The sequence below is a fragment of the Avibacterium sp. 20-129 genome (assembly GCF_026226845.1).
GTDB lineage: Bacteria > Pseudomonadota > Gammaproteobacteria > Enterobacterales > Pasteurellaceae > Avibacterium.
This window is the reverse complement of the sequence record NZ_JAKKOE010000001.1, coordinates 1,028,168-1,053,152: the sequence shown is the minus strand read 5'-3', so window position 1 is coordinate 1,053,152 and position 24,985 is coordinate 1,028,168. Positions and strand designations below refer to the sequence as shown.

Genomic DNA, 24,985 nt, shown 5'->3' with positions numbered 1-24,985 from the left:
TTTCCCTCATTCATCAAACTCAAGCGGCGTGCGTTGCTTTATTGAACGAGGTGGAATGTCTAACTCAATATCCGCCTCATCTTGTGGTGTTAATGCCTCTAAAGCATTGCGGGGAGAATGAGATTGCAACATTTTCTGGTAATCTGCATAGCTCATTAGTACATAAGTGGGTTCACCGCGATTTGTTACAATAACAGGCGCGATTTGTGCTGCTTTTTGTGCCTGATTGAGATGCTGGTTAAATTCTCGGCTAGTCATAATCGTCATTTTTATTTCCTTATAGCAACGTTTCTACAATTTAGTGTAAAAGTAAAAAAATAACAAGAAAAATTGTAGGCTAACTTTATGAGCAAAGAAACATTTGAGCAAAGCCCATAAAACCAGTATCCTATGGCGAATTTTTACTTTTACTAATGAATAAACGCCAATGTTAAATCAACAAATTTCACAGATCATTGCCGCTGAATTAACGGTGCAACCACAGCAAATTCTTGCTGCCATTCAATTATTAGATGAAGGCAATACCATTCCTTTTATTGCTCGTTATCGTAAAGAGGTTACTGGTGGCTTAGATGACACTCAATTACGCCATTTTGAAACGCGCTTGATTTATTTGCGTGAGTTAGAAGATCGCCGTCAAACGATTTTAAAATCTATTGAAGAACAGGGCAAATTAACGGACGAATTACGCAACCAAATCCAACAAACTCAAAGCAAGACGGAGTTAGAAGATTTATATTTGCCGTACAAGCCGAAACGCCGTACCAAAGGGCAAATCGCCATTGAAGCTGGGCTTGAACCTCTGGCTGATCGTTTATGGAATGATCCAAGCCAAGATCCGGAAACCGCAGCAAGTGCTTATATTGATGCGGAAAAAGGCTTTGCCGATAGCAAGGCGGTGTTAGACGGCGCACGTTATATTTTAATGGAACGTTTTGCGGAAGATGCCCAATTATTGGCGAAAGTGCGTCAGTATTTACAACAAAGTGCGGTGTTAATTTCTAAAGTTTTAGAGGGCAAAGAACAAGAAGGCGAAAAATTCCAAGATTATTTTGATCACCAAGAGCTTTGGCATAATGTGCCTTCTCACCGCGCTTTGGCAATGTTCCGTGGACGCAATGAAGGCATTTTACAGTTAAGTTTAAATGCGGATCCCGAACAAGAAGAAGGGGCGCGTCAAAGTTATTGCGAGGAAATTATTCGTCAGCATCTGGGCGTACATTTTAACCAACAGCCAGCGGACAAATGGCGTGAGCAGGTGATAAGCTGGACGTGGCGGATTAAGGTTTCACTCCATTTAGAAACGGAATTAATGAGCCAATTGCGTGAAAAAGCAGAAGATGAGGCAATCAATGTATTTGCTCGAAATCTTACCGCACTTTTAATGGCGGCACCAGCCGGGGCAAAAAACACAATGGGGCTAGATCCCGGTTTGCGAACAGGGGTAAAAGTGGCGGTTGTGGATAATACGGGTAAATTATTGGCAACGGATACGGTTTATCCACACACAGGACAAACGGCAGCAGCAATGGCGAGCCTTTATCAATTAATCGAACGCCATAATGTGGAACTGATTGCTATTGGTAATGGTACAGCATCAAGAGAAACGGAGCGTTTTGCTAAAGAGGTGGTAAAACAAATCTCAGGGCAAAAACCACAAACAGTGGTCGTCAGTGAAGCGGGAGCTTCCGTGTATTCTGCATCAGAATTAGCCGCACAAGAATTCCCACAGCTTGATGTGTCTTTACGGGGGGCGGTGTCTATTGCGCGCCGTTTGCAAGATCCATTGGCAGAATTAGTGAAAATTGAGCCGAAAGCCATTGGCGTGGGGCAATACCAGCACGATGTCAATCAAACTCAACTGGCGCGTAAATTAGATGCAGTGGTGGAAGATTGTGTAAACGCGGTAGGCGTGGATCTCAATACCGCCTCTGTACCGTTGCTTTCTCGCGTAGCAGGAATGACCAAAACGCTCGCACAAAATATCGTGCAATTTCGTGATGAAAATGGCCGTTTTGAAAACCGCGAAGAGCTGAAAAAAGTTTCTCGTTTAGGGCCAAAAGCCTTTGAACAATGCGCAGGCTTTATGCGTATTTCAGCTGGGCAAAATCCTCTTGATGCGTCAGGTGTTCACCCAGAAACCTATCCTGTGGTGGAAAAAATCTTGCAAGCAACTCAGCAATCCATTCAAGATTTAATGGGCAACGCCAGTGCAATTCGTCAGTTAGATGCAAAACAATTTATTGATGAACAATTTGGTTTACCAACGGTGCAAGATATTTTCAAAGAATTAGAAAAGCCGGGACGTGATCCGCGTGGCGAGTTTAAAACCGCCACCTTTATGGACGGTGTGGAAGAAATCAGTGATTTGAAAGTAGGAATGATCCTGGAAGGCACGGTAACTAATGTAACCAATTTTGGGGCGTTTGTGGATATTGGTGTTCATCAAGATGGGCTTGTGCATATTTCTTCGCTTTCCAATAAATTTGTTGAAGATCCGCACGATGTGGTGAAAACCGGTGATATTGTAAAAGTGAAAGTCTTAGAAGTGGATGTGGCCCGCAAGCGTATCGCTTTAACGATGCGTTTAGATGAACAAGCAGGGGATAAAGCAGAAAATAATGAAAAAAATCACCGCACTTTAGTAGCAAAAAATCCTCGTAGCCCACAGCCACAGCGTAAACCACAAAATAATAGTGCAATGGGTAATGCCTTTGCCGATGCGTTGAAAAACTGGAAAAAATAAAGGGAAAGTTGAATGACAAAAAATACCTTTATTATTGGGTTTATGCTTTTTGCGATTTTTTTTGGTGCGGGAAATCTGATTTTCCCGCCTAAATTAGGCTTTGAAACAGGAACGGCATTTTTGTCTTCTATTTCAGGCTTTGTACTAACTGGCGTGGGCTTGCCATTGCTTGGTATTATTGTGAGCGCTTTTTACCGTGGTGGATATATTGTCGCATTAAGGCAAATTCATCCGTGGTTTTCTGTGCTGTTTTTGGTTTCCATTTCCCTTGCGGTCGGGCCTTTTTTTGCTGGGCCGAGAACGGGGGCGATGTCTTATGAAATGGTGATGATCCCTTTTCTTAAAGAAGCAGATAGCCTTTCCCAACTGTTGTTCACGTTGGCTTATTTCGCACTTACCTTATGGCTGAGCCTAAATCCCTCCAAAATGGTGGAACGTATAGGCTCTATTCTTACTCCTGTGTTATTGCTAGCGATTATTGCGTTGGTGGTCAAAGCAGGGCTAATGTTGGTGGGAAAAACGCCTTTGCCAATGCCTGCAGCAAGCCATACTTATTTCTTCAATGGGGCGATTAACGGCTATTTAACGATGGATGCATTGGCTTCCATCGCATTTTCTACGATGGTGTTAGGGGCGATCAAATCCAGTGCGGTAAAAACCGTTTCATTACAAAAACAAACCATTTTTGCCGCAATAATCGCCGGTATTGCCTTGGCATTGATTTATATTTCCCTTGGCTGGGTAGGCAATCACTTAATGATTAGCCCTGACGTGCTGGCACAGTTACAGCAAAATAAGCAGGATCTTGGTACTTATATTTTAAATCAGGTTACGACAATGGCTTTTGGTGAGCTAGGGCGAATGGTACTGAATATCATTGTATCGTTGGCTTGTTTGACTACCGCGGTAGGGCTGTGTGCTTCGGTTAGTAGTTATTTTCACCAACAATTTCCGCGATTTTCTTACCGCACTTATGCCATCTTATTTTGTCTGATTAGCTTTGTGATCGCCAATCTTGGGTTGAAAGAAGTGATTGGGCTTTCTTTGCCTGTGTTGATGATTTTATACCCTATTACCATTACGGTGATTTTGCTGTTGCTACTGAATTTATTTTTGCCAATGCCGATCTTGGCTCACCGCTTAGCGATTGGTTTGGTGACATTGGTGTCGATTTTATCCGTGCTAGGTTCAGGCAAAATTGATTTGCTCGACCAACTTCCACTTAAGCCTTATTCCATTGAATGGCTACCTTTTGCATTGGTGGGCTTGGTGGCAGGATATTTGTTAGCTAAATCAAAAGAAAAAGTGATTTTTCCGATTAAATCAGAATAAACAGAAGGCGGTATCTCCGCCTTTTTCTTGTTTAATTTTCTGGTATAGCTTCGCCTTCTAGCGGTAAATCAGCTTGTTCCCACCCCATAAAGCCACCCTGCATACTATATACGTTATCGTAGCCTTGCTCGATAAGAAACGCCCCCACATTGCGGCTGCTAATACCGTGATAACAGCTCACGATGATAGGATCATCATAATCCACTTTCTGTTGAAATTCGCCATAGCTTTGATTCGTCAAGTGAAAAGCCCCTTTTGGGTGGCTATGGGTAAAACGAGGGAAATCACGAATATCCACCAACGTGGCATTTTCTTCGTTCATCATTTGCCAAGCTTGCTGTGGTGTGATTTCTTTAAGTGCGGTCATTTTTTTCCTTGTTTTTAGCGGTGAATAAAAGAATAAAACGTTATCTTATTGATATAGATCAATTTGTTCAAGACCTTTTCCCTTTTTTCAAGTAAAATAACCGCACTTTTGATTTAGCTAATTTAGGACTATGTCACAACTTTCGGAAAAACTGACTGCTTACGCACAATTAATGCGTTTTGACAAACCCATTGGCACATTATTGTTATTGTGGCCAACACTTTGGGCATTGTTTTTGGCAGAGAAAAGCATTCCGCCTGTTTCTGTGTTAATCGTTTTTGTCCTTGGCGTCATCATTATGCGTGCCGCCGGTTGTGTGATTAATGATTATGCCGATCGCCATATTGATGGCAAAGTGAAACGCACTTCACAACGCCCTTTGGCAACAGGAAAAGTCAGCGAGAAAGAGGCGAAATTACTTTTTGCAGGGCTTATTTTCTGCGCTTTTATTTTGGTGCTATTTTTGAATTATTACGCGATTGGTTTATCATTTATTGCCGTCTTGTTAGCCTTTATTTATCCCTTTATGAAGCGTTATACCCATCTTCCCCAGTTTTTCTTAGGGGCGGCTTTCGGCTGGTCTATTCCAATGGCTTATGGCGCATTAATTGAACAACTTCCTTTGGAATGTTGGTTATTATTTATTGCCAATCTTGCTTGGACAGTGGCTTATGACACCCAATATGCAATGGTGGATCGTGATGATGATTTACGAATTGGGGTGAAATCCACGGCGATCTTATTTGCGCAATATGACAATAAAATCATTGCATTATTGCAATCTATTGCTTTGGGGCTGTTGGTTATTATCGGCTACCAATCTCATTTGCATTACAGCTATTTTATTGTACTTGCGCTAACCGCACTGCTTTTTATTTATCAATGTAAACTCACCCGTCATCGTCGTCGTGAAGACTGCTTTAACGCCTTTCTTAATAATAATTATGTGGGATTAGGCATTTTTCTTGCTTTTCTTATGGGAATCGCTGGGACAGCATTTTTCTAAAAGAAATACGCATTATTATCTTGAAATTTAAATTTTTGCCCTAATTTTATAGCCATCTCTTTTATCTAAAAAAGGAAAAAGTATGACCACAATAGTAAGTGTTCGTCGCAACGGGAAAGTTGTTGTCGGTGGCGATGGCCAAGTCTCTCTCGGTAATACGGTAATGAAAGGCAATGCCCGTAAAGTTCGCCGTTTATATAATAACAAAGTGTTAGCAGGATTTGCTGGAGGAACAGCAGATGCTTTTACCTTATTTGAATTATTTGAGCGTAAATTAGAAATGCACCAAGGGCATTTACTAAAAAGTGCGGTGGAATTAGCGAAAGATTGGCGGACAGATCGTGCGTTACGCAAGTTAGAAGCGATGCTTATTGTCGCCGATGAAAAAGAAAGTTTAATTATTACGGGGATTGGTGATGTGGTTCAGCCAGAAGAAGATCAAATTCTGGCGATTGGTTCAGGCGGTAATTATGCGATGTCTGCGGCACGTGCGTTAGTACAAAACACCGATCTTTCTGCCCGTGAAATCGTAGAAAAATCACTCAAAATTGCTGGGGATATTTGCGTTTATACCAACACAAATTTCACCATTGAAGAATTGCCATAATGGCGTGGCTTTATTTAGTTTGTGCCGGCTTGCTTGAAATTGGCTGGCCAATTGGACTAAAAATGGCCACTCAACCCAATAAAGTGGTGCTAGGTTCATTACTTGCCGTTGTTTTTATGGTGGGCAGTGGATTATTACTTTACCTTGCACAACGGACTATCCCAATGGGAACCGCCTATGCGGTATGGACAGGAATCGGTGCTGCTGGTGCGTTTATCGTTGGCGTGCTTTGTTACAATGATGCACTCACATTTTGGCGAGCATTGGGAGCAATAATGATTGTAAGTGGTGTTATTGTACTTAAATTAGCATCACATTAATTCCATTTATTCATACTATAAATGGCTTATCAAAAAGGATTAAATTATGTCTGAAATGACCCCTCGTGAAATTGTTTCTGAATTAGATCAACATATTATCGGACAAGCTGATGCCAAAAGAGCCGTGGCAATCGCATTGCGTAATCGCTGGCGTAGAATGCAATTACAAGAGCCATTACGCCACGAAGTAACACCAAAAAATATTTTAATGATCGGGCCTACTGGGGTGGGTAAAACTGAAATTGCCCGCCGTTTAGCAAAATTAGCCAATGCGCCTTTCATTAAAGTGGAAGCCACCAAATTTACCGAAGTGGGCTATGTCGGGAAAGAAGTGGATTCGATCATTCGTGATCTAACCGACAGTGCGATGAAATTAGTCCGTCAGACAGAAATTGAAAAAAATCGTTTCCGTGCCGAAGAAGCGGCAGAAGATCGCATTTTAGATGCACTCTTACCACCAGCAAAAAACCAATGGGGTGAAGTGGAAAATCACGATACCAATAGCAGTACTCGTCAAGTATTCCGCAAAAAATTACGTGAAGGACAGCTTGATGATCGTGAAATTGATATTGATGTCGCCGCCCCTTCAATGGGCGTTGAAATTATGGCGCCACCGGGAATGGAAGAAATGACAAGCCAGTTGCAATCAATGTTCCAAAATCTTTCCAGTGGCAAAACCAAAACTCGCAAAATGAAAATTAAGGACGCATTCAAAGCCCTTGTTGATGATGAAGCGGCGAAATTAATTAACCCTGAAGATCTCAAACAAAAAGCAATTGAAGCGGTAGAACAAAACGGTATTGTCTTTATTGATGAAATCGACAAAATCTGTAAAAAAGGCGAATACAGCGGTGCAGATGTTTCCCGTGAAGGCGTACAGCGTGATTTATTGCCATTAGTTGAAGGCTCAACGGTTAGCACCAAACACGGAATGGTAAAAACCGATCATATTTTATTTATTGCCTCTGGCGCATTCCAAGTGGCACGTCCTTCTGATCTCATCCCTGAATTACAAGGTCGTTTGCCAATTCGCGTAGAACTCTCGGCACTAAGTGCAGAGGATTTTGAGCGAATTCTTACTGAACCAAACGCCTCTCTAACAGAGCAGTATAAAGCGTTAATGGCAACAGAAGGCGTAAACATCACCTTTACCCAAGATGCAATTAAGAAAATTGCTGAAGCGGCTTTCCGTGTAAACGAAAAAACGGAAAACATCGGTGCGCGTCGCTTACATACGGTGATGGAACGCTTAATGGATAAAATCTCGTTTAATGCCAGCGATATGAATGGTGAACAGGTAGTCATTGATGGCGCTTATGTTGCAGAAGCCTTAGGCGAAGTGGTAGAAAATGAAGATTTAAGTCGTTTTATTCTATGATAATATAAGACAAATTATGGGGGTCTTTATGACAAATAAAAAAAACACAATTATTATTTATATTTTTATACTCTTCACGATTTTAGGAGTGATGGGGGTTTTTTGTAATTTATTGTCAACGGCTATATGTTGTTTCATGTCCTTTGTAGCTATTGTTTTGCATCATAGAAAGAAATACAGGTATTCTCGTCTCATTTGCCTACTATCCATTGTGGGAGTTGTGCTTTGGGTTCCCATTATTTTTTACATCTCTAAAAATACACTTGATACATCCCAATTCTGCCCAGCCTGTTTGGTAGGCGACGATATCCCTAACAATACACCTGATACACTCCTGTCAGGAATAATAATTCCTCTGTTATATATTTTGTTTTCTAATCGCATAAGTAACGCTTTAAAAGCTGTACTTAGAGAGGAACGAAAAAAATTGAAGAATAATAATGCTACAAGAAAATAAGTAATAAGATCAACTAGTTGATTATATTTACTTTTATAAATATTTGCTGAAATAAAGAGCGGTAGAAAATTTCAAGATTTTTTACCGCTCTTTATTATTTTCGGCATAATTAAATTGAATTCGCCATAGCGAGAAATTCTTCTTCGGTTAAAATCTTAACCCCTAATTCAAGGGCTTTGTTGAGTTTTGAACCTGCGTTATCGCCTGCGATCAAATAATCTGTTTTGGCAGAGACACTGCCTGTTACTTTACTGCCGAGTTGTTGCAATAAGGCTTTGGCATCATTGCGTGCCATTTGGGTGAGTGTGCCAGTGAGTACCACGGTTTTACCTTTCAGTGGATTTTTGCCCACTTCTTGCACTTGCACATCGTCCCAGTGTATGCCTTGGTTGATAAGATCATTCACCACATCTACATTATGCTGTTCACGCCAGAAGACAAAAATACGATTTGCCACAACTTCGCCAACATCTGGAACTTCTTGGAGTTGTGCGATCTCTGCCTGTTTAATAGCATCCAGATTTTTGAAATGATTAGCGAGATTTTGCGCGGTCGCTTCTCCAACATCTCGAATGCCTAAGGCAAAAATAAAGCGTGCAAGCGTGGTATTTTTGGCTTTTTCTAAGCTATTTAACGCATTTTCTGCCGATTTTGCCCCCATACGTTCTAAACGCATTAAGGTTACTTCATCTAATTTAAACAGATCCGCTGGGGTGTGAATAAGCTCACGATCTACCAGTTGCTCAATCAGTTTTGCGCCCACACCATCAATATCCATTGCTTTACGAGAAACGAAGTGTTTGAGTGCTTCTTTACGTTGTGCCTCGCAGAATAAACCACCGGTGCAACGCGCTACGGCTTCACCATCAATACGCACGATCACAGAACCACATACAGGACAATGGCTTGGAAAAATAATGGGTTTAGCATCGGCTGGACGACGATCTGCCATTACGCCAATAATTTGTGGGATCACATCACCAGCGCGACGGATAATGACTGTGTCGCCAATAGCGATATTCAAACGTTCGATTTCATCGCCATTATGTAAGGTGGCATTGCTGACGGTAACCCCGCCAACAAAGACCGGTTCAAGTTTTGCCACTGGCGTGATTGCCCCCGTTCTGCCCACCTGAAATTCCACATCATTTAGCACGGTGAGTTCTTCTTGCGCGGGGAATTTATAAGCAATTGCCCAACGTGGTGCTTTGGAAATAAAGCCAAGCTGTTCCTGCAATGCAATATCGTTAATTTTCAACACCGTACCATCAATGTCGTAGCCTAAATGAGGGCGTTTTTCTGCCATAGTGCGGTAGAATTTCAGCACATTTTCGACACCATTACAGCGTTCAATTTCTTTATTAATAGGAATACCGATAGATTTTAGCCATTGTAGGCGATCAAAATGGGTATTAGGTAGCGACACGCCTTCGGCAACGCCAATACCATAAGCATTCAGCATTAATGGGCGTTGGCGAGTGATTTTGGGATCAAGCTGACGCAATGAGCCTGCTGCCGCATTGCGAGGATTGGCAAAGGTTTTTTCCCCTTTGGCTAACGCCATTTCATTGAGTTTTTCAAAACCTGCTTGTGGCATAAACACTTCACCGCGAACTTCCAAACGTGTGGGGGGATTGTCAGTTAAAAGTTGCAAAGGAATATTGCGAATGGTACGAATATTCGCCGTGATGTCCTCTCCAGTCGTTCCATCGCCACGGGTGGCGGCTTGGGTGAGGATACCATTTTCATACAAAATACTTACCGCTAAACCATCTAATTTGGGTTCACAACAGAAGGTTAATGGATCGGGCAACACGCCCAAACGATCTTGAATACGTTTTACAAAGGCAGTAAATTCCTCATCAGAAAATGCGTTATCTAAGGACAGCATTGGAATTTCGTGGGTTACCTGAGCAAAGCCCGAAAGCGGTTTTGCCCCCACGCGTTGGGTGGGCGAATGGCTATCCGCAAATTCAGGATATTCCTGTTCTAATTGTTTAAGTTTTTTAAATTTTTTGTCATATTCATAATCAGATATTCTTGGGGCATCTAGTACATGATATTCGTATTCTGCACGCATCAATTTCTTTTTTAATAGTTTGATTTCTCTTCTTATACTTTCTAAATTTGCTTTTTTCATTGTAACTTTCCTTCTAAAAAATCATCGCACTGTTGTTTTACCACAAGGCAAATAATTAAGGCGGACACTTTGGCCCGCCATTTGCGATAAAAGAAAGTGCGGTGCTTTTTTCTGTCTTTTTAAGCACTCACTTTGGCGAAATACGTTTTTTCCGCATTGTCATCAAAAATTTCTTGTTTATCGGTAAGTACAAAACCACCCAGTTCTTCGGCAATGGTTTTGGCAGCACGGATCATCATTCGCAAATTGACTAAATCATTACCGTGCGACGGTAGTTGCATAAATAACGCAATGCCCACTGTGTAGAAATCTGCCATATTGTTTGGCTCAAACGTACCGGGCTGTTGAATATTGGCTGCACTGAATAGCACAGGGCTTGCAACGCTGAGATCCAAATGGCGGTGGTAAATTTGTTGATATCCAAAAAGAAAACCAAGGTCATCAAGCACTTTGGCTAATTCCGCCCCATTAAAATCACGATTTTCTGGTGAGACAACATAGAGCATTAGAAAATCTGCTGCTTGCGTTGTCTGTTTTTCTTCCACTTGTGGTGTTGGCGTGTTTTCTGTGATTTCCTCAAATTCGATGGTTGGACGTTCACGTTCAATTTGAAGGTGAGTTTCAGATGCGCTAGCTAGCACCTCAGATAATTTGTGTTCGGCGTGAATCCCTTCATCAGTATTGAGGGTTGCTTCAATTTCCGAGATAGTTGCCGTTGCCAAATGTTGGGGTGTTTGATAGTTCACAACTGGCTCAACACTGGCTTGAATGGGTTCTGGCTCATTTGGCAAGCTAATTTTAATTTGATTAATTGCCTGCTCTACATTTTGAGATTCTTCTCGTTGCGGTGTTGAAAAGGTATATTGTTCAGCCTCAAAATCTAAATGCTGTTGGGCTGGCTGAAGGTTTTCAGGCACAGATTGTGAAGCATTTTCATTCTGAATGTGCTGATTAATATTTTCTTGTGGCTGGCGAACGCGATAATCTTTGCTAAATGTATTTCCATTTTCAAAAATTTGCGATTTTTCACGGCGGTTAGACCATATCCCGTGAGCCACTAAAACGATTAAGGCAATTACCCCTAAAATAATCAAAATAGTATTCAAATCCATTACTTGCATTCTCCCAACATTGAGCTAAAGGGCGGAATAAATTTGCCGATAGCTTACCATATTTTGCAAATTCGGTGATATGTAAAAATTGATTTTTTTTACCGCACTTTGTATGCTACATCGCATTTTATTTGATTAGGAAACAAAAAATGTTACAAGCAAAGGAACTCAGCGAAGGTTTTCATTATTTCGTGATGGGCTGGCATTTGATTACACAAAAAGGCTTAAGACGTTTTGTTATTATGCCGGTTTTGCTCAATATCCTATTACTTTCAGGCTTGTTTTGGCTATTTATCAGTAATATTGGTGGATTAATTGATGAATTGATGAGTTATGTGCCTGATTGGTTAGCGTGGCTTAGTGGGATTTTGTTAGCATTATCCATTTTTATGATTTTAACCCTGTTTTATTTTGCATTTACTATGCTTTCAGGCTTTATTGCCGCCCCGTTTAATGGCTTATTAGCGGAAAAAGTGGAGCAAAGGCTCACGGGGGAAAATCTGATTGATATGAGTACAATTGATTTCCTCAAAGATATTCCTCGAATGTTAGGGCGAGAATGGCAAAAATTATGGTATAGCCTACCCAAAATAATTGCCTTGTTTTTATTAAGTTTTATCCCTGTATTAGGGCAATCCGTGGTGCCTGTGCTAACCTTTTTATTTACCGCGTGGATGATGGCGATTCAGTATTGTGATTATCCTTTTGATAACCATAAAATTCCTTTTCGCATTATGCGTAATGAATTAGGCGAAACGCGTACGCTCAGCTTAACCTTTGGTAGCTTAGTAACTTTTTGTACTTTTGTACCAGTCATTAATTTAGTGATTATTCCCGTCGCAGTATGCGGTGCAACAGCAATGTGGGTGGAAAAATATCGAGATAATGCCTTATTTGCATTTAAACCACATAAGCAGTCAGCGCAAAATCACCGCACCAAAATTGTTAATCATCAACAAGAGCAATTAAAACATCAGCCAAATCGTTTTATTAATTAGTTGAAATGAGTGCGTAAATAGCCGTTGGTTATAAAATATAGCCAACGGCTATTTTTTATTGCAGAAAAACTATGCTAAAACTAACCGCACTTTCAATTAAATTAAATAGGTGAACATAATGACGATTTACAGTGATAATTCTTATTCAATCGGCAATACGCCATTAGTCCGTTTAAAACATTTTGGTAATAATGGAAATCTGGTCGTAAAAATTGAAGGGCGAAATCCAAGTTTTAGTGTGAAATGCCGTATTGGGGCGAATATGATTTGGCAAGCAGAAAAAGATGGCATTCTCACCAAAGAGAAAGAAATTGTTGATGCCACTAGCGGTAATACAGGCATCGCACTCGCTTATGTGGCAGCAGCGCGAGGTTATAAACTGACCCTCACTATGCCTGAAACAATGAGTTCTGAGCGTAAACGTTTATTAAGAGGTTTAGGTGTCAATCTAGTGCTAACAGAAGGCGCAAAAGGAATGAAAGGGGCAATTGCCGCCGCAGAAGAAATTGTGGCCAGTGATCCTAACCGTTATGTGATGCTTAAACAATTTGAAAATCCAGCGAATCCTGATATTCATCGTCAAACTACGGGAGTAGAAATTTGGAATGACACAGAAGGCAAGGTAGATGTTGTGGTAGCTGGCGTGGGAACTGGTGGAACAATCACAGGGATCTCACGTGCGATCAAACTAGATAAAGGGAAACAAATTCTTTCTGTTGCCGTTGAACCCGAAGAAAGTCCAGTCATTACGCAAACCTTAAATGGCGAAGAAGTGAAACCCGGTCCACATAAAATCCAAGGTATTGGTGCAGGGTTTATCCCGAAAAACCTTGATCTTTCTTTAATTGATCGCGTAGAGCAGGTAAACAGTGAAACCGCTATTGCCACAGCTCGCCGTTTAATGGCGGAAGAAGGTATTTTAGCGGGGATTTCATCAGGTGCGGCGGTCGCAGCAGCCGATCGTCTTGCAAAATTGCCTGAATTTGCCGATAAACTGATCGTTGCGATCCTTCCTTCCGCCGCAGAGCGTTATTTAAGTACCGCATTGTTTGAAGGGATTGAGGGATAATCGTCATTTTACAATGAATAGACTAAGGGATTTATTTTACGGAATAAATCCTTTTTTAATGACAAAAAAGAGAATTTTGAAAGATAGAATGGCGGTGAGAGGGTTCGCCATTCAGCTATTTAACGCATTGTATTATAAGGCTTTTTAATTTCTCTTATTGCATAAAGGGATCATTTAGGATCACTGTTATTTTTTGCTAGATTTTGCCCAAGGTTAATTATCATTCATCAAACATCATCAGCATAATGAAAAATTTTAATATTCTTGGTTGTCGGCCAATGAATAAAAAAATTATCGGCTTGGGTGAAAAAATTTTTTTTGTCTGAGTGTAGAAAACAATTGGGAAAGTGGGAAATTGGGAAAAATCGCCGTTTTTCTATGATTATTCAATGAGTTACAATAAAAATCAATTTGGGATTTTCAAGGGAAATTTTGGGATTTTTTACCCCCAAAATTGGGATTTTTCTAAATATGCCTATTTTTTATTCATTTTCGTGTAAAAATACAGCTTTTTCCAATTTGGGAATAAAAAGCCTGTTTTTGGGAATATTTTCTTTATTTTGGGAAAGAGTGGGAAAATTGTTTTTCTATAACTTATTGATTTTAATATAATAATATATCCATTTAATACTATTTTCCCACTTTCCCAATTTATTTCATCTATTCTAGTAAAATTTTATTTTATAGTTTACTTGGCGTTGTAAGATGTTGAGCAAAAAAAAGCCAACTTGTAAAAGCTGGCTTATTGAGTAAGTGCGGTGATTATTCTTCGGTTTTTTCTGTTTCTTCGATTAAGGCAGGATAGACGATAAAAAAGCGTTTTCCCTTGCTGTTGATATACCGTTCTAATTTTGTAGGCACTTTGTGCTGATAGGGCCTTTGCTTTTGTTCCGTTCCCGTTCTAATCATTTTGTGCTTTTCCATTGCTTCATAAACCAGCTTGCGCGGGAATTCACTCTCTTTAATCACGTCTTTAAAGGCTTTAGGGTGAATATAAAAGTGTTCTGGTTCGCCGTTAAATACTTCTAAAACACGATAGCCCAAGATTTTCTGAATAATCCGTTGCGTGGCGGGTTCAGGAACTTGAATAAACCCGCTTTCTGCATTTTCATCAAGCCAGCCGTTGAAGAATTCTATGATTTTTTCTTCTTCCCGTTCACCTGTACCGTAGTCAATATGCCAATCATTGAAAGATTGAATTAAGCATTCCCGATTATCCGCTTCGCTCCATTGGGTTAAATGGCGGGCAAGCTGTAAGGCGGTTTCCAGAATAGCAAAATTAGAGCCTACTCGCTGGATTTGTGCGGCTGGGTGATTTGCTAAACGTTCCGCCCATTCTGCTTTATAGCGTTGATATTCTGCTTTAATCAGGGCTTTATTTTCGGCTATGTATTTAATCCATTCCCGCCCCACTACGCCATAATGATTAAGGCTTGCTTCGTTTAGGTGGTCGGCGTGGGCTTTATTGTTGGCGAAGCCGTGAAGATGATTGGCTTCGATTAAAGGAATATTCAAAAGGCGCACTAATTGCCCCGCATTAATATTTACCCCTTTAGACTGTAAAAAGCCCTCTACATCTTTTTCACCCGTTGAAAGTGCGGTGATTTTCCAGCGTGAAAGTTCATCATTGCCCCCCTCTTTCATTCCTTTTGCCCGTCCTTTTTCATTGAAAAGTGAATAGGCGATGTTTTCCACGTCGTAGATTTTTTTGGCTTGCCCCAATTCATCAAGGGTAATAAAGCCGTCATTTCTGGCTGCCGCTTCGTTATTTAGGGCGGTGGCGGTGGTGTTCCAACTCAAATCAATTAAATCAGGGTTGCCATAAAGGCTATTGGCAATGTTAAGCGTGGTTGTTTTCCCCTTACTAGAAGAATTAAATAAATGCACCCCAAAACTTTTTGCATTGATTAAGCGTAAAAGTGGGCTAGCAAGGGCGGTAGCGATGCCTAACATCATAGACGTGTTTTTATTGGCATAATGGGCTATTTCTTGTTGCCAGCTTTCAAGCGTGCCTTTGGTGTCATAGCCGCCCGCATTGGCACTTTTGTTTTTGAAGATAATTGGTTGACTAGGTTCGCCCAAAATCTCACCGCTAGGCAATAAATACGCCCCATTATGCCAGCCTGTGGAATGTGTAACCGCCCAAGATTGCACATTTAGCCCCAAGGCGTGAAAATGTTCTACAAGGTTTTGTGCAATCCCTGTTTTTGGTGTCATTTTAAAGCCTTGGTTTTTGAGCAATCGCCAAGCGGTATCTGTGCCAAAATCACCGCAATTTATCGCTTCAATGCGTGGGGCGTTTTCATCAGGGTTATGCCATTGGAAAATATAGAAATAATCGCCGTTTTCGTTTTTACCTTTGCCGACTAATTCCAGTTTATCGCAAATCCATTTTAGATCTTCACGTAGCACTTCGCCTGTGTCTTTATCCAGCTTAGGCACAACATAGAAAAGCCCTTCTAGTAGCCCATTTTCTCTATAATCAATATAAGGTGAGGTTTTAGGGGCGCTTTGATCTATGCTCGCTTGAGCAATGAGTTTAGCCGTTTCGGCTTCTTCACCTTTACGAATTTTCTCAATATAAGGGCTAAAATTTTCGACTAGTTCCCCTGTTACAACACTATGCAAGGTAACAAATTTTGCCGTGGTTTTTGTCGCGAGGTTATGGCAAATTGCCGTGCGTTGGGGTTCGGTTAATTGCCCGCATTCAAACAGTTTAATGTATTCTTGCGTTTTCGGCGCAAGGGTTTGTGCGGGAATATTTTTAAGCGGATTTTCACCAAAAATATATGGCTTAAAATCACAACCTAATTTAAGCAAGTTTTCATTCAGCATTTGCCATAATGTGCCATTTCCGTTATTCCACGCTTGCCACGCTTCATCACCAATTAAAATGATTTGATCTTCTTGCGCTTTGGGTTTGGTTGGCTGATATTTTCTCTTTCCGTTCATCATAATTTATAACCTTTTTTGCGTTAATCACCGCCTTAAATGAATAAGACGGTGTGAATAAATTAAGCGGGTAATTGTGCCGTTTTGTTCCGTTTTGGCATTGTTTTATTTGCTTGTCTTCCAAGACTTAAGCGATTGGCGGCTTTTTCCGTTGGAATATGTGCGGCTAAATAAACAACCAATAAAGGCAATTTTGTGTACGTCATTATTGCCCCCTTGCCTTGCGTCTTGCCAGTTTTTGGCGTTGTAGGCGCTTTCTGCGGGCTTTTTGCTGGTTGCGTTGGGTTTCTTTTAGTTGTTGCAATCGTGCCGCCCGCTTTTGGGCTAGTGTTTCGGCATATTCTGGCAACATTAGCGCCATTTCTTCCGTATTATTGGCGAAAAACTCAATAAGCGTACCATCTGGTAGGGTGATGCGTTTAGTGATCATCGTTGCCCCCTTGCTCTAATAAGAACGTGCTGAACTGGTCGAACTCCCGTTCTAAATTGTCATTCAGTAACTGGGCGATAATCATCAAATCAAAATGAATGCACTGCTTGGCGTAAATTAGATCATCATCTTTTGAAGTCATATACTCTTGAAAATTACGATCCATCACTTCAAAAAGTGAGTTATTTAAGCCAATTAGGTTAGATAAGGCTTGCAATTTTTCACTTAATCTCCTTTCCTTGCTGGGTTGTGGGCGATAGTGGCGCATTAGGTTGTTAATACGTTTTATGCTTGTTAGGTTATTTTTAATGCACATAATCGCCCCCTTCGTTTTCCTTTTCTGCTGGCGTAGATGGGTTTATTCCTTGCTCTATGATTTTCATCATCTCTTTTAGTAGTTGCTGATTTGAATATGCATTTAATGCAACGTTGCTATATTGTGCGGATCGAATTTCCTTAATCGCATTAAATGCAATATTAAGATCTTCTTTTGATAGCGCTTCTTTTGCCTGGTGAAACAAAAATTCTATCGTTATTAATTCATCTAAAAGATCGGCTTTAGTGAGATTACGCATTTTTCACCCCCAAGATCACAAAAAATGGAGCAACTTGTGCGGTGGCTTGCTCGATACTGTCGGCATTTATGCGTACGGTATAGCGTGGGAAAGAGGAAAGATGTTTTTTGGTATTGCGTAAGTCTGAACGGCTTACGGCTTTGAATAGATAGATCATTGCGTTTACTCCACAAGTAAATAGTTTTCGTGAAGTTACCGCTAAAGTTTCCAGGCTTGGGCGGTAACGTGTTACGGGCTGGAAAACTGCGACTTGTGGAACACAGCAAAGGGCGAAACCTTTCCCATAACACGCCACCATAGAGAGAAATGCCGTTGTGCAAATTTGCATAACGCTTTCTTTGGGTGTGTTTGTGCTACGCATAAAAAAACACGCATTAATAGGCGTGTTACTATACGCCACAAGTATATCGTTCGAGTTTCCAGGCTCGGCTTTCGATTTTGCGAAAGCGGGAATACTGTAATTTTCAAAGGCGTTTTCTGTCAAGCAAAAATCTGCAAAAAAAGCACCGCACTTATAAAAAAATGGTGTGAATGCCTTGATTTTAAGGCGTTTTGCTGTATTATGAAAGTTATTCATAGCGTTCCTTTCCTGTTATGAATTGTTTTAATCTCATTTTGATTTAATTGATGGCATAGCAAAAAAGGCTTACATTATTGGGGTGTGAGCCTTTTTTATTGGCTAAAATTTGAATTTCTGTTGTGGTTCTTCCTTTTTCATTAGGCTATCTAGCCGTTCTTGATTGCTCACGGCTTTTAGCGTGCCTTTGTCTATCTGTTCTTTTTCTGTTTCATTCCACTTTTGCGCCTCTGGGCAATCAATATAAACGGCTCTTTTTACTTCATAAAGTTGCCCCACAAATTGCGCCTTTAGTTGCCCACAGTTGGGGCAATAAACACTAGCGTTTACGCTTAATAGTGATGGTTTATGGCTTGAGCGGGTTTTTGTATCGCCCCCGCAAAACGGGCATTTAATGTTAATTGCCATTAATTCCCCTATTAGTTGGTTGTTCTTGTTTCGCTATCCAAGCCCGCACGCTTTCCATATTCCAGCGTAAGCAATTGCCGATCTTGATTGGCTTTGGAAATGTGCCGCTTTTGCTGTATTTATGAATGGCTGTTTTTGAAATGCCAAGCAATGCACAAACTTCTTTGGCATTGGCATAGCGGGATAATGTGATCGTTTCGCTCATCGTTTCCCCAGTGGTTTTGGTTGAAAAAGTTCTTTTTGTTCGTTCTGTGCTTTAAGCGTGTTTTTGTTCGGGGGGAATGGTAGAAAGGTTAGAGTGTGAGAAAAATCGAAAAGAGAAAGAGAAAATCGAACGGCAAAAATTGCACCGTTCGATTATTTTATAGACTTTGTTCGATTATTTATTAGGCTGTTCGCTATCTAAGATAACGTTGATTTTGGTTTTTCGATTTCCGCTATTTTTTGGAAAGGTTAGCTTGAGTTCTTTTTTAGCTTTATCGAGATAATGGCGATCAGAATAAAGATCAGTAACATCTTTTAAATTATAACGCGCCTTTATTTCAGCGATTACGGCTTTAACTATCTGATAGCCGCCGCATTCTGGATTTGCCTCTGCGGTGAGCTTGATTGCGTTAAAAATTGCTTTGTTGTAAAAGTCTTTCTTGTTTTTGATTTTTTCATCTGTTCCATTATTCGATTCTTCATTCGATTTATTTTTAATCGTTTTGTTTGTTTTTTCGGCTGTTTCTGTCGTTTCTATTCTTTCATTGGCAAGAGATTTTAAATTTACCCGCTCATTTTCAATTATTCGCTGTAAATCATCATAAAGAATAATAATTTCTTCAGCGGGAATAAAAATAGGGCTGGTTAATTCTAAGCGGTAAAGGGCAAGTTTATCATCAAGATTTTCTATAGGCGGTGTAAATAAATCGGTATGGTAAAGCATTACGCCCTTTTCTAGTGTTCGCATTTCTTCAAAAGTTGAAGAATAGCCATTATATAGGCTGTCTATTTTTATTGCTAATAAGCCATCAATTCCATAGGTCATTACGCGATTTTTACTAAAAAAATTATCAAGTATATTGTCGTTGAGTTCATTTTCTGATTTAAGGTTAAGAATATCAAGAAAATTAGCTAGATATTCATTTATCCAAATTTCTGAAGGGATTTTAGGGCGATCTATATGAAAAACGGCTAATTTACAATAGTCATCAAGAATAGTTAAGTTTTGATAGTTTAGTTTAAGTGTTGAATTGATTTTCTCTAAAAGTTTATTCTTTGTTTCTTTAAAATCAAGATAATATTTACCGTTAAAAATAAGGGAATGATTTAATTTATATCTTGTATGAATATAAGGTAAGAAATAACCATTAAATAAATAATGTATCATATCTGATACGGTGATTTGATGATTTATTTCATAAGTAAATTTTTCAGCGGCTTGTTTTAGTGTGTACCATTTTCGCGGTGGTAAATTTATTTTTTGCTGTGCCATTTTGATTTAATCCTTGATTTATTTGATGGTTATTTGATTGTTATTTGATAGCAAAAAAGCCCGTTATTGGGCTGTTATAGGTCATCTAGGCTAACTTTTACAGGGGCAATGGTTGCAAGGCGTTTTTTGACAATTTCGCTTAGTTCTTTATCTTCGAGTATTTCCTGAATAACAGCAAAAAGTTGTGGATTAACGCAATAAAAAACGGGTTCATTTCGGTTTAAGATAGCGATTGCGCCTTCTTCTTCCGTGCCTTCTGATACGATCCCCATAGGATTTTTTTTCAAGTCGCTAATGCTTGCCGTGTGGCGGGTTAAGATTTGATGAATTGCCATTGTGCTGTTCCTTGTTGTGTTTAATTCGGCTAAATATTAGCACCATCAAAAATCTTATAAAAGACTTTCAAACCTTAAGGCAATAAAAAAGGGCGGTAATAAATCCGCCCAAAGCTTACTGCGCAACGAAAGCTAATCTATGATATTGATGTTTTCAATTAATGCTAAGGCGTTGTAGTCTTCGATGATAAAATCTAAGCTCATTGAAATGTAGTTAGCAATACGATCGTGCCTTGCTTCATCTTTCATAAATCTGCGCACTGTTCCGCTTTGTAAATAAAGAGAAATATTCTTTAATGAAGTGATTAATACACAATTTTCAGGAAAAAAAGGAACGCTAATTGCTTTTAAGCCGCTTATTAGTTCTTGGCTAATCGTAATAAGCCCCGTGTTATCTTGTGATAAATCACTGTATTCAACAATAATTTTGCGATCATCAAGAATATTTCTACCGCACAGAATGATTAAATCATCAGCTAAACGTGAAGGGTAGCTAATTTTTTCTTTTGCTGCATTGATTAATGTTTTCAAGTTTTTATATTTTTCACCTGCTCCTACATTTCCCGCTGTAATGATTTTTTCTGGTGCATTTTCTTTAATTTTTTGCACCCAACCTTTTTTTACATCTTGGGCCAGTGGGTTACTATCAGGATTAGAATGATTTGAGCGAGATTTTCCATTAAAGCCAATCATTAAAAGGCTTAGTAGCATTTGTTTTGTGAGTTGACTATCAAATAGTTGTTCAAAATCTTTATCTAAATAATTCGCTAGTCTATCTAATTTTTCATAACTCACAAAAGTATCTATGTTGATTTGTTCACAATTAAATTGCTGAATTGGTGAGATATAACCTTTTGTAGGAGTTCTTTCTTCAACATTTGTATCAACTGTGCTTGCAATAGGAATATGAATTCCTAGTGTGTCGCCTTCTTGATTGGTTGTTTTAATAACATTAATTAAACCAAATAAGCTATTTTTAGATAAGTTTTCAAGTAATTTATTTTCTGCTGTTAAATCTAGCGTATGGTACGCATCACCATTCAGATCTAAACCTAAGCTATTTCCTAATTTAACAATATACCTATTGAAGTTTTTAGAAATATTATTGTGAATATCTGTTTCAGCGTATTCTTCACCTGAACTATTTTGACTTCTATCAAGTAGTTTTTTTACTTTTTCTGTAACATTCATTTTTATTCACCTTTTAAATTATTGATTAATTTTTGAAATCCCGTTTTTTCTTTGGAAAAACTTTCTTTATGCTTTTGTGTTGGTGTTTTTAACTCATCACGGTTCACAAAAAGAGGCAATTCCCATTCATTATCTAGCGGAATTTCGCTATTTATTCCTTTTTCAATCTTTTTAAGTAGCATTTGTTTTACGGCATATTCAAGCGTGCCTTTGTAGCTGTCATCAAGGGGATTAGGTTGTGCAACGCCGCTATATTTGAGCAATGAATAAAGGCGGGTTAGGGTGTCTTTTTGTTCATTTAAAAAATGTTCAAATAATGCGTTAAATTCAGCCAGTAGGCTTTTTTCTCGCATTTGCAAAATTTGCTGATATTCGTTAAATAAACGTTCTTTCTGTTGATATATTTTGGCGTCTATTCCTTCTAAATAGGCTTGGTAATATTCAATTCGTGTTTTTATCCCCGTTTCAGCTTGTTTTAATGCAACATAATCATCAGCTGAAATAAAATTTTCTTTTTCTAGCTTGTTTTCTGCATTATTCGCTTGTTCGATTAAATCTTGCTGAAGTGCGGCAATAATATTCTGCGTTTTGCTTTTTTCTTTCAGCAGATTATCTAAGGCTTGTTTTTCAGCTAGATATTTCGTTTTATGTTGTTGAAATTCGGTTTTTGGTTTTTCCATTGGTTAAATCTCTTTTTGTGCGTTGATTTTGCTTTCTATCCAGTCTTCTATTTCGCTTTCCAGCCAAGCACGGCGATTTGCTGAAATGCTGATAGATTGTGGGAATTCATTTCTTGCCATTAGTGTGTAAATGGTCGTTTTTTTCAGGCTTGTGCGGTCGATCACTTGCTCAAGGCTGATAAATCGCTGTTTTCTTTGGTTTTCACTCACATTTTTAGCCCCTTGTATTTTGTTTCCGCCCTGTTTCGTTGGCGTTCGTTTTTGTTCGTGTTAAGGATAAAAAAGGGGCGTTTTTTTGTCATTTTGTTTGAATTGTGAGGGTGATGATCACAAAATCAGGCTTATTTTTTATGTAGCAACGCCAAAAATAAGGCTAGAAATATGATAAGGGCAAAATTTAGCCAAAAAGCCCCGCACTTTCTTATAACTAAAAGCACAATTTTTTGCGTTTTTTTGCGTTGATTTGCGTTGAAGAAACGCAGTTTATGAATTTAATTCATACCAAGCGGGGCAAGGCTTGAACCATCACCGCAATTTGCGTTGAAAACACTACATTTAATGCGCGGGCGTGGCGAGGAAATGCTAGCGATTTTATCGCCGCACGTTTTCCAACGTTTAGCCCAAGCAGAAGCGCACCAAGAAGGGAAAATAAAAAATCTGTAAATATGCTAAGCTAAAAGAAACGCCCCAAAATAGGCGTTTTATGGCGTTTTTGATGGCTGTATATAGATACAATAAAAATGAGCTAGTTTTGATATATGAATTATTTTCATATTCCATTGTTGAATATAAATTTAATAATAACAGTCATATATGATTTTTCTTGCTTTTTAAGAATTAGAAATAGATGATTATTTAACATATTCAACTTTCATTAAGGATTAAAAGAATGAAAAAACTTCTTACATTCGGGCTTATTCTTTCCTTACTATTCGGCGGATTAAATCCAGCACTAGCAAAAGAGAAGACAAAAAAGAAAAGTAGCATAGTTAAGAAAGCGGCTATTGCCTACGTTGCCTATAAAGTCATAACGAGTGGTAAAGACAAAAAAGAAGAAAGCAAACCAAAATCATATTATGTTGAAGAGCCTTATTCTTCCTATGATGATGAATGCGAAGAAGATGAAGAGGAATGTGAAGATGAATAAAAAAGCGGCATTGCGCCGCTTAATTTCTTGTTTAACGATTTTTCTTGCATTGCTCTACATAATCGCCCCATATTTGCATAACGGGGATCCGTCTTTCATAGAAGTTACTGCGCAAATAGACTTTTGCAGTTGTTGATTTCTCATTATGCGCCAAGCAAGCGTTAATTACTTCGTGAGCTTCTGCCCCAACATCTTCTAAATACGTTGCAGCCAGTGAGCGCATACCGTGCGGGGTCATAATATTCTTATAGCCAATACGCTTAAATGCTTGGTTTGCCGTATTTGGTGAAATGTGGCTCATATCATCAGAACGATGCGAAAAAACATATCTTTTATGCCCATTAAGTTGCTGTAATAGCCGCAATATCTCAATGGCTTGCGTGCTTAATGGCACATAATGGGGCTTATCCATCTTCATTTTTTCTGCGGGAATAACCCAGCGCTTAGTAGCAAAATCAATATCAACCCATTCAGCACTTGCCGCTTCGTTAGCCCTTACCATAGTTAAAAGCTCAAATTCGATAAGTAAGCGTGTTTGTAGCGCTAAATTTGATTCAAATAAGCGCTTAAAGAATAGCGGTAATTCTTGCGATTTAATGCAAGGATTAGGCTTTGATTTCGGTCTAGGGAAAGACTGCTTGATTAAAGCGAGATGATTACTAGATAAAATCCCCATTTCAACGGCGTGATTGCCTAATTCTCTTAAATCCCGTGCAACTTTTTCAGCCATAAACGGGGCTTTATTGGCAATAGGTTTAATCAACTCTCTTGCATTAAAAAGGGTAATGGCTGAAATAGGGTATTCGCCCAAAATTGGAAATAAATGATTTTTAAAACGTGCTAAGCGATCTTTTAAATGCGCTTCGCTTAATCTAACGCCTTTTGTCTTATGCCAATCTTCCGCAATCTCTATCAACGTGATTTTTTGCAACTGTAATTGCTTTTCTTCTGCTTGAATTTGCGCTAAAGGATCAATGCCTTGGGCAATCGAAAGATTATAAGAAATCGCCATATTTAACGCTTCTTCAAGGGAAATAATATCAGCCCGCCCAAGGTTCTTTTTTCTAATCGCCTTGGTATCGGGTAAGCGGTAAATATAACGATAAGACTTGCTACCTTTAGGGGTCATCACTAAAAAGAGTTTATGCCCTAGTGAATAGCGTTCTTCTTTGCCTGTGGCTTTCAGTTTATTGATAAAAGTTTGGTTGATTTTTGTCATAGTGTTAGCTCTTGATTTAATTGAAAAATTTCAAGAAATGATCCCTAAAATCTAAAAAATCCATTTTTGTAAGTGAGAGCTAACAAAAAAGGGATCATTTGGGATCATTTCGCCAAGAACAAAAACACGCAAAAAGAACAGAAAAAACAGAACGAACTACAAAAATCCTTGTTTTTTAATAAGTTAGTGAACAATACGAACAAAAAGAACTGAAAAAATATCAGCGATGGCGGTGAGAGGGGGATTCGAACCCCCGATGCACTTTCGCACATACACGCTTTCCAGGCGTGCTCCTTCAACCACTCGGACATCTCACCATTGGGAATAGAGGCAGAATATAAAGATTTCATCGGCTTTCGTCAAGCGTTTTTCTGTCTTTATCACCTAACTGATTAAAATAGGGACAGTCAATGCGAGTGGTCATTTTGGGCATTTTTATACTGTGTAAAAAAACAGTATTCT

Annotated in this window: 29 protein-coding genes and 1 tRNA gene; 11 read left to right on the top strand and 19 right to left on the bottom strand. The window is 39.2% G+C overall.

Annotation, left to right across the window (positions count from 1 at the left end; genetic code table 11):
* Nucleotides 1-6: 6 nt before the first annotated feature.
* Nucleotides 7-267: a type II toxin-antitoxin system Phd/YefM family antitoxin gene (locus L5B90_RS04960; RefSeq protein ID WP_250350943.1), complete on the bottom strand. Its 261-nt coding sequence runs from the start codon at nucleotides 265-267 to the stop codon at nucleotides 7-9.
* Between the two features lie 160 nt (nucleotides 268-427).
* On the opposite strand from L5B90_RS04960, the gene L5B90_RS04955 reads away from it, so the two are divergent.
* Together L5B90_RS04955 and brnQ are read left to right on the top strand one after the other, a co-directional pair.
* Nucleotides 428-2,746, top strand: a complete 2,319-nt coding sequence (locus L5B90_RS04955; protein WP_265762297.1) for a Tex family protein — start codon at nucleotides 428-430, stop codon at nucleotides 2,744-2,746.
* A gap of 12 nt (nucleotides 2,747-2,758) precedes the next feature.
* Entirely contained in the window at nucleotides 2,759-4,078 is a 1,320-nt protein-coding gene (gene brnQ / locus L5B90_RS04950; RefSeq protein ID WP_265762296.1) for a branched-chain amino acid transport system II carrier protein, read from the top strand.
* Nucleotides 4,079-4,109: 31 nt separating this feature from the next.
* Here the strand turns inward: brnQ and glpE are convergent, their stop codons facing one another.
* A complete protein-coding gene (gene glpE, locus L5B90_RS04945) occupies nucleotides 4,110-4,445 on the bottom strand; it encodes a thiosulfate sulfurtransferase GlpE (RefSeq protein WP_265762295.1) in 336 nt (111 codons plus the stop codon).
* 130 nt (nucleotides 4,446-4,575) lie between these two features.
* Here glpE and ubiA point away from each other — a divergent pair, with 130 nt between their 5' ends.
* The 5 genes from ubiA (at nucleotide 4,576) to L5B90_RS04920 (ending at nucleotide 8,213) form a co-directional block, all read left to right on the top strand.
* Nucleotides 4,576-5,451, top strand: coding sequence for a 4-hydroxybenzoate octaprenyltransferase (ubiA, locus tag L5B90_RS04940; protein WP_265762294.1), 876 nt, complete (start codon nucleotides 4,576-4,578; stop codon nucleotides 5,449-5,451).
* A gap of 82 nt (nucleotides 5,452-5,533) precedes the next feature.
* Complete coding sequence (gene hslV, locus L5B90_RS04935) at nucleotides 5,534-6,058, top strand: ATP-dependent protease subunit HslV (protein WP_017805350.1); 525 nt, start codon at nucleotides 5,534-5,536, stop codon at nucleotides 6,056-6,058.
* Nucleotides 6,058-6,378, top strand: a complete 321-nt coding sequence (locus L5B90_RS04930; protein ID WP_250364077.1) for a DMT family transporter — start codon at nucleotides 6,058-6,060, stop codon at nucleotides 6,376-6,378. Before hslV ends, L5B90_RS04930 begins: the two co-directional genes overlap by 1 nt.
* A gap of 46 nt (nucleotides 6,379-6,424) precedes the next feature.
* Complete coding sequence (hslU, locus tag L5B90_RS04925; protein ID WP_250350937.1) at nucleotides 6,425-7,756, top strand: HslU--HslV peptidase ATPase subunit; 1,332 nt, start codon at nucleotides 6,425-6,427, stop codon at nucleotides 7,754-7,756.
* A gap of 28 nt (nucleotides 7,757-7,784) precedes the next feature.
* Entirely contained in the window at nucleotides 7,785-8,213 is a 429-nt protein-coding gene (locus L5B90_RS04920) for a hypothetical protein (RefSeq protein WP_265762293.1), read from the top strand.
* Between the two features lie 109 nt (nucleotides 8,214-8,322).
* On the opposite strand, the gene ligA is transcribed toward L5B90_RS04920, so the two are convergent.
* Nucleotides 8,323-10,353, bottom strand: a complete 2,031-nt coding sequence (ligA, locus tag L5B90_RS04915) for an NAD-dependent DNA ligase LigA (RefSeq protein WP_265762292.1) — start codon at nucleotides 10,351-10,353, stop codon at nucleotides 8,323-8,325.
* Nucleotides 10,354-10,472: 119 nt separating this feature from the next.
* Entirely contained in the window at nucleotides 10,473-11,465 is a 993-nt protein-coding gene (gene zipA / locus L5B90_RS04910; protein WP_265762291.1) for a cell division protein ZipA, read from the bottom strand.
* Between the two features lie 149 nt (nucleotides 11,466-11,614).
* On the opposite strand from zipA, the gene cysZ reads away from it, so the two are divergent.
* Together cysZ and cysK are read left to right on the top strand one after the other, a co-directional pair.
* The gene (gene cysZ / locus L5B90_RS04905; protein WP_265762290.1) at nucleotides 11,615-12,463 is read left to right on the top strand and encodes a sulfate transporter CysZ; all 849 of its coding nucleotides are present in this window, start codon (nucleotides 11,615-11,617) and stop codon (nucleotides 12,461-12,463) included.
* A gap of 118 nt (nucleotides 12,464-12,581) precedes the next feature.
* Nucleotides 12,582-13,532: a cysteine synthase A gene (gene cysK, locus L5B90_RS04900; RefSeq protein WP_250364082.1), complete on the top strand. Its 951-nt coding sequence runs from the start codon at nucleotides 12,582-12,584 to the stop codon at nucleotides 13,530-13,532.
* A gap of 762 nt (nucleotides 13,533-14,294) precedes the next feature.
* Here cysK and L5B90_RS04895 read toward each other — a convergent pair.
* From L5B90_RS04895 to L5B90_RS04835, 13 genes are all read right to left on the bottom strand, one after another.
* Nucleotides 14,295-16,487, bottom strand: coding sequence for a DUF927 domain-containing protein (locus tag L5B90_RS04895; RefSeq protein WP_265762289.1), 2,193 nt, complete (start codon nucleotides 16,485-16,487; stop codon nucleotides 14,295-14,297).
* Nucleotides 16,488-16,546: 59 nt separating this feature from the next.
* Complete coding sequence (locus L5B90_RS04890) at nucleotides 16,547-16,690, bottom strand: hypothetical protein (RefSeq protein ID WP_250364084.1); 144 nt, start codon at nucleotides 16,688-16,690, stop codon at nucleotides 16,547-16,549.
* Nucleotides 16,690-16,914 carry a hypothetical protein gene (locus L5B90_RS04885; protein ID WP_250364085.1) on the bottom strand — a complete coding sequence of 75 codons (225 nt, stop codon included), beginning with the start codon at nucleotides 16,912-16,914 and terminating at the stop codon, nucleotides 16,690-16,692. The genes L5B90_RS04890 and L5B90_RS04885 overlap by 1 nt, the downstream gene beginning before the upstream one ends.
* Nucleotides 16,904-17,230, bottom strand: a complete 327-nt coding sequence (locus L5B90_RS04880; protein WP_250364086.1) for a hypothetical protein — start codon at nucleotides 17,228-17,230, stop codon at nucleotides 16,904-16,906. The genes L5B90_RS04885 and L5B90_RS04880 overlap by 11 nt, the downstream gene beginning before the upstream one ends.
* On the bottom strand, nucleotides 17,220-17,489 hold the full coding sequence (locus L5B90_RS04875) for a hypothetical protein (RefSeq protein ID WP_250364087.1): 270 nt from the start codon (nucleotides 17,487-17,489) through the stop codon (nucleotides 17,220-17,222). Before L5B90_RS04875 ends, L5B90_RS04880 begins: the two co-directional genes overlap by 11 nt.
* Nucleotides 17,482-18,066: an ash family protein gene (locus L5B90_RS04870; RefSeq protein ID WP_250364088.1), complete on the bottom strand. Its 585-nt coding sequence runs from the start codon at nucleotides 18,064-18,066 to the stop codon at nucleotides 17,482-17,484. Before L5B90_RS04870 ends, L5B90_RS04875 begins: the two co-directional genes overlap by 8 nt.
* A 102-nt stretch (nucleotides 18,067-18,168) precedes the next feature.
* Entirely contained in the window at nucleotides 18,169-18,474 is a 306-nt protein-coding gene (locus L5B90_RS04865; RefSeq protein ID WP_250364089.1) for a transcriptional regulator, read from the bottom strand.
* A complete protein-coding gene (locus L5B90_RS04860; protein WP_250364090.1) occupies nucleotides 18,464-18,679 on the bottom strand; it encodes a helix-turn-helix transcriptional regulator in 216 nt (71 codons plus the stop codon). The genes L5B90_RS04865 and L5B90_RS04860 overlap by 11 nt, the downstream gene beginning before the upstream one ends.
* Nucleotides 18,680-18,853: 174 nt before the next feature.
* The gene (locus L5B90_RS04855; RefSeq protein WP_250364091.1) at nucleotides 18,854-19,951 is read right to left on the bottom strand and encodes a hypothetical protein; all 1,098 of its coding nucleotides are present in this window, start codon (nucleotides 19,949-19,951) and stop codon (nucleotides 18,854-18,856) included.
* A gap of 74 nt (nucleotides 19,952-20,025) precedes the next feature.
* Nucleotides 20,026-20,286: a type II toxin-antitoxin system Phd/YefM family antitoxin gene (locus L5B90_RS04850; protein ID WP_250364092.1), complete on the bottom strand. Its 261-nt coding sequence runs from the start codon at nucleotides 20,284-20,286 to the stop codon at nucleotides 20,026-20,028.
* 132 nt (nucleotides 20,287-20,418) lie between these two features.
* Nucleotides 20,419-21,477, bottom strand: a complete 1,059-nt coding sequence (locus tag L5B90_RS04845) for a P2 family phage major capsid protein (RefSeq protein ID WP_250364093.1) — start codon at nucleotides 21,475-21,477, stop codon at nucleotides 20,419-20,421.
* A 2-nt stretch (nucleotides 21,478-21,479) separates the two neighbouring features.
* On the bottom strand, nucleotides 21,480-22,157 hold the full coding sequence (locus L5B90_RS04840; RefSeq protein WP_250364094.1) for a hypothetical protein: 678 nt from the start codon (nucleotides 22,155-22,157) through the stop codon (nucleotides 21,480-21,482).
* Between the two features lie 3 nt (nucleotides 22,158-22,160).
* On the bottom strand, nucleotides 22,161-22,367 hold the full coding sequence (locus tag L5B90_RS04835; RefSeq protein ID WP_035688126.1) for a helix-turn-helix transcriptional regulator: 207 nt from the start codon (nucleotides 22,365-22,367) through the stop codon (nucleotides 22,161-22,163).
* Nucleotides 22,368-22,697: 330 nt separating this feature from the next.
* Here L5B90_RS04835 and L5B90_RS04830 point away from each other — a divergent pair, with 330 nt between their 5' ends.
* Nucleotides 22,698-22,820: a hypothetical protein gene (locus L5B90_RS04830; RefSeq protein ID WP_265748357.1), complete on the top strand. Its 123-nt coding sequence runs from the start codon at nucleotides 22,698-22,700 to the stop codon at nucleotides 22,818-22,820.
* Between the two features lie 226 nt (nucleotides 22,821-23,046).
* Nucleotides 23,047-23,304, top strand: a complete 258-nt coding sequence (locus L5B90_RS04825; RefSeq protein ID WP_250364095.1) for a hypothetical protein — start codon at nucleotides 23,047-23,049, stop codon at nucleotides 23,302-23,304.
* 31 nt (nucleotides 23,305-23,335) lie between these two features.
* Here L5B90_RS04825 and L5B90_RS04820 read toward each other — a convergent pair whose 3' ends face one another.
* Nucleotides 23,336-24,523: a tyrosine-type recombinase/integrase gene (locus tag L5B90_RS04820; protein ID WP_250364096.1), complete on the bottom strand. Its 1,188-nt coding sequence runs from the start codon at nucleotides 24,521-24,523 to the stop codon at nucleotides 23,336-23,338.
* Between the two features lie 227 nt (nucleotides 24,524-24,750).
* Nucleotides 24,751-24,840: transfer RNA gene (locus L5B90_RS04815), tRNA-Ser, on the bottom strand.
* Between the last annotated feature and the right edge of the window lie 145 nt (nucleotides 24,841-24,985).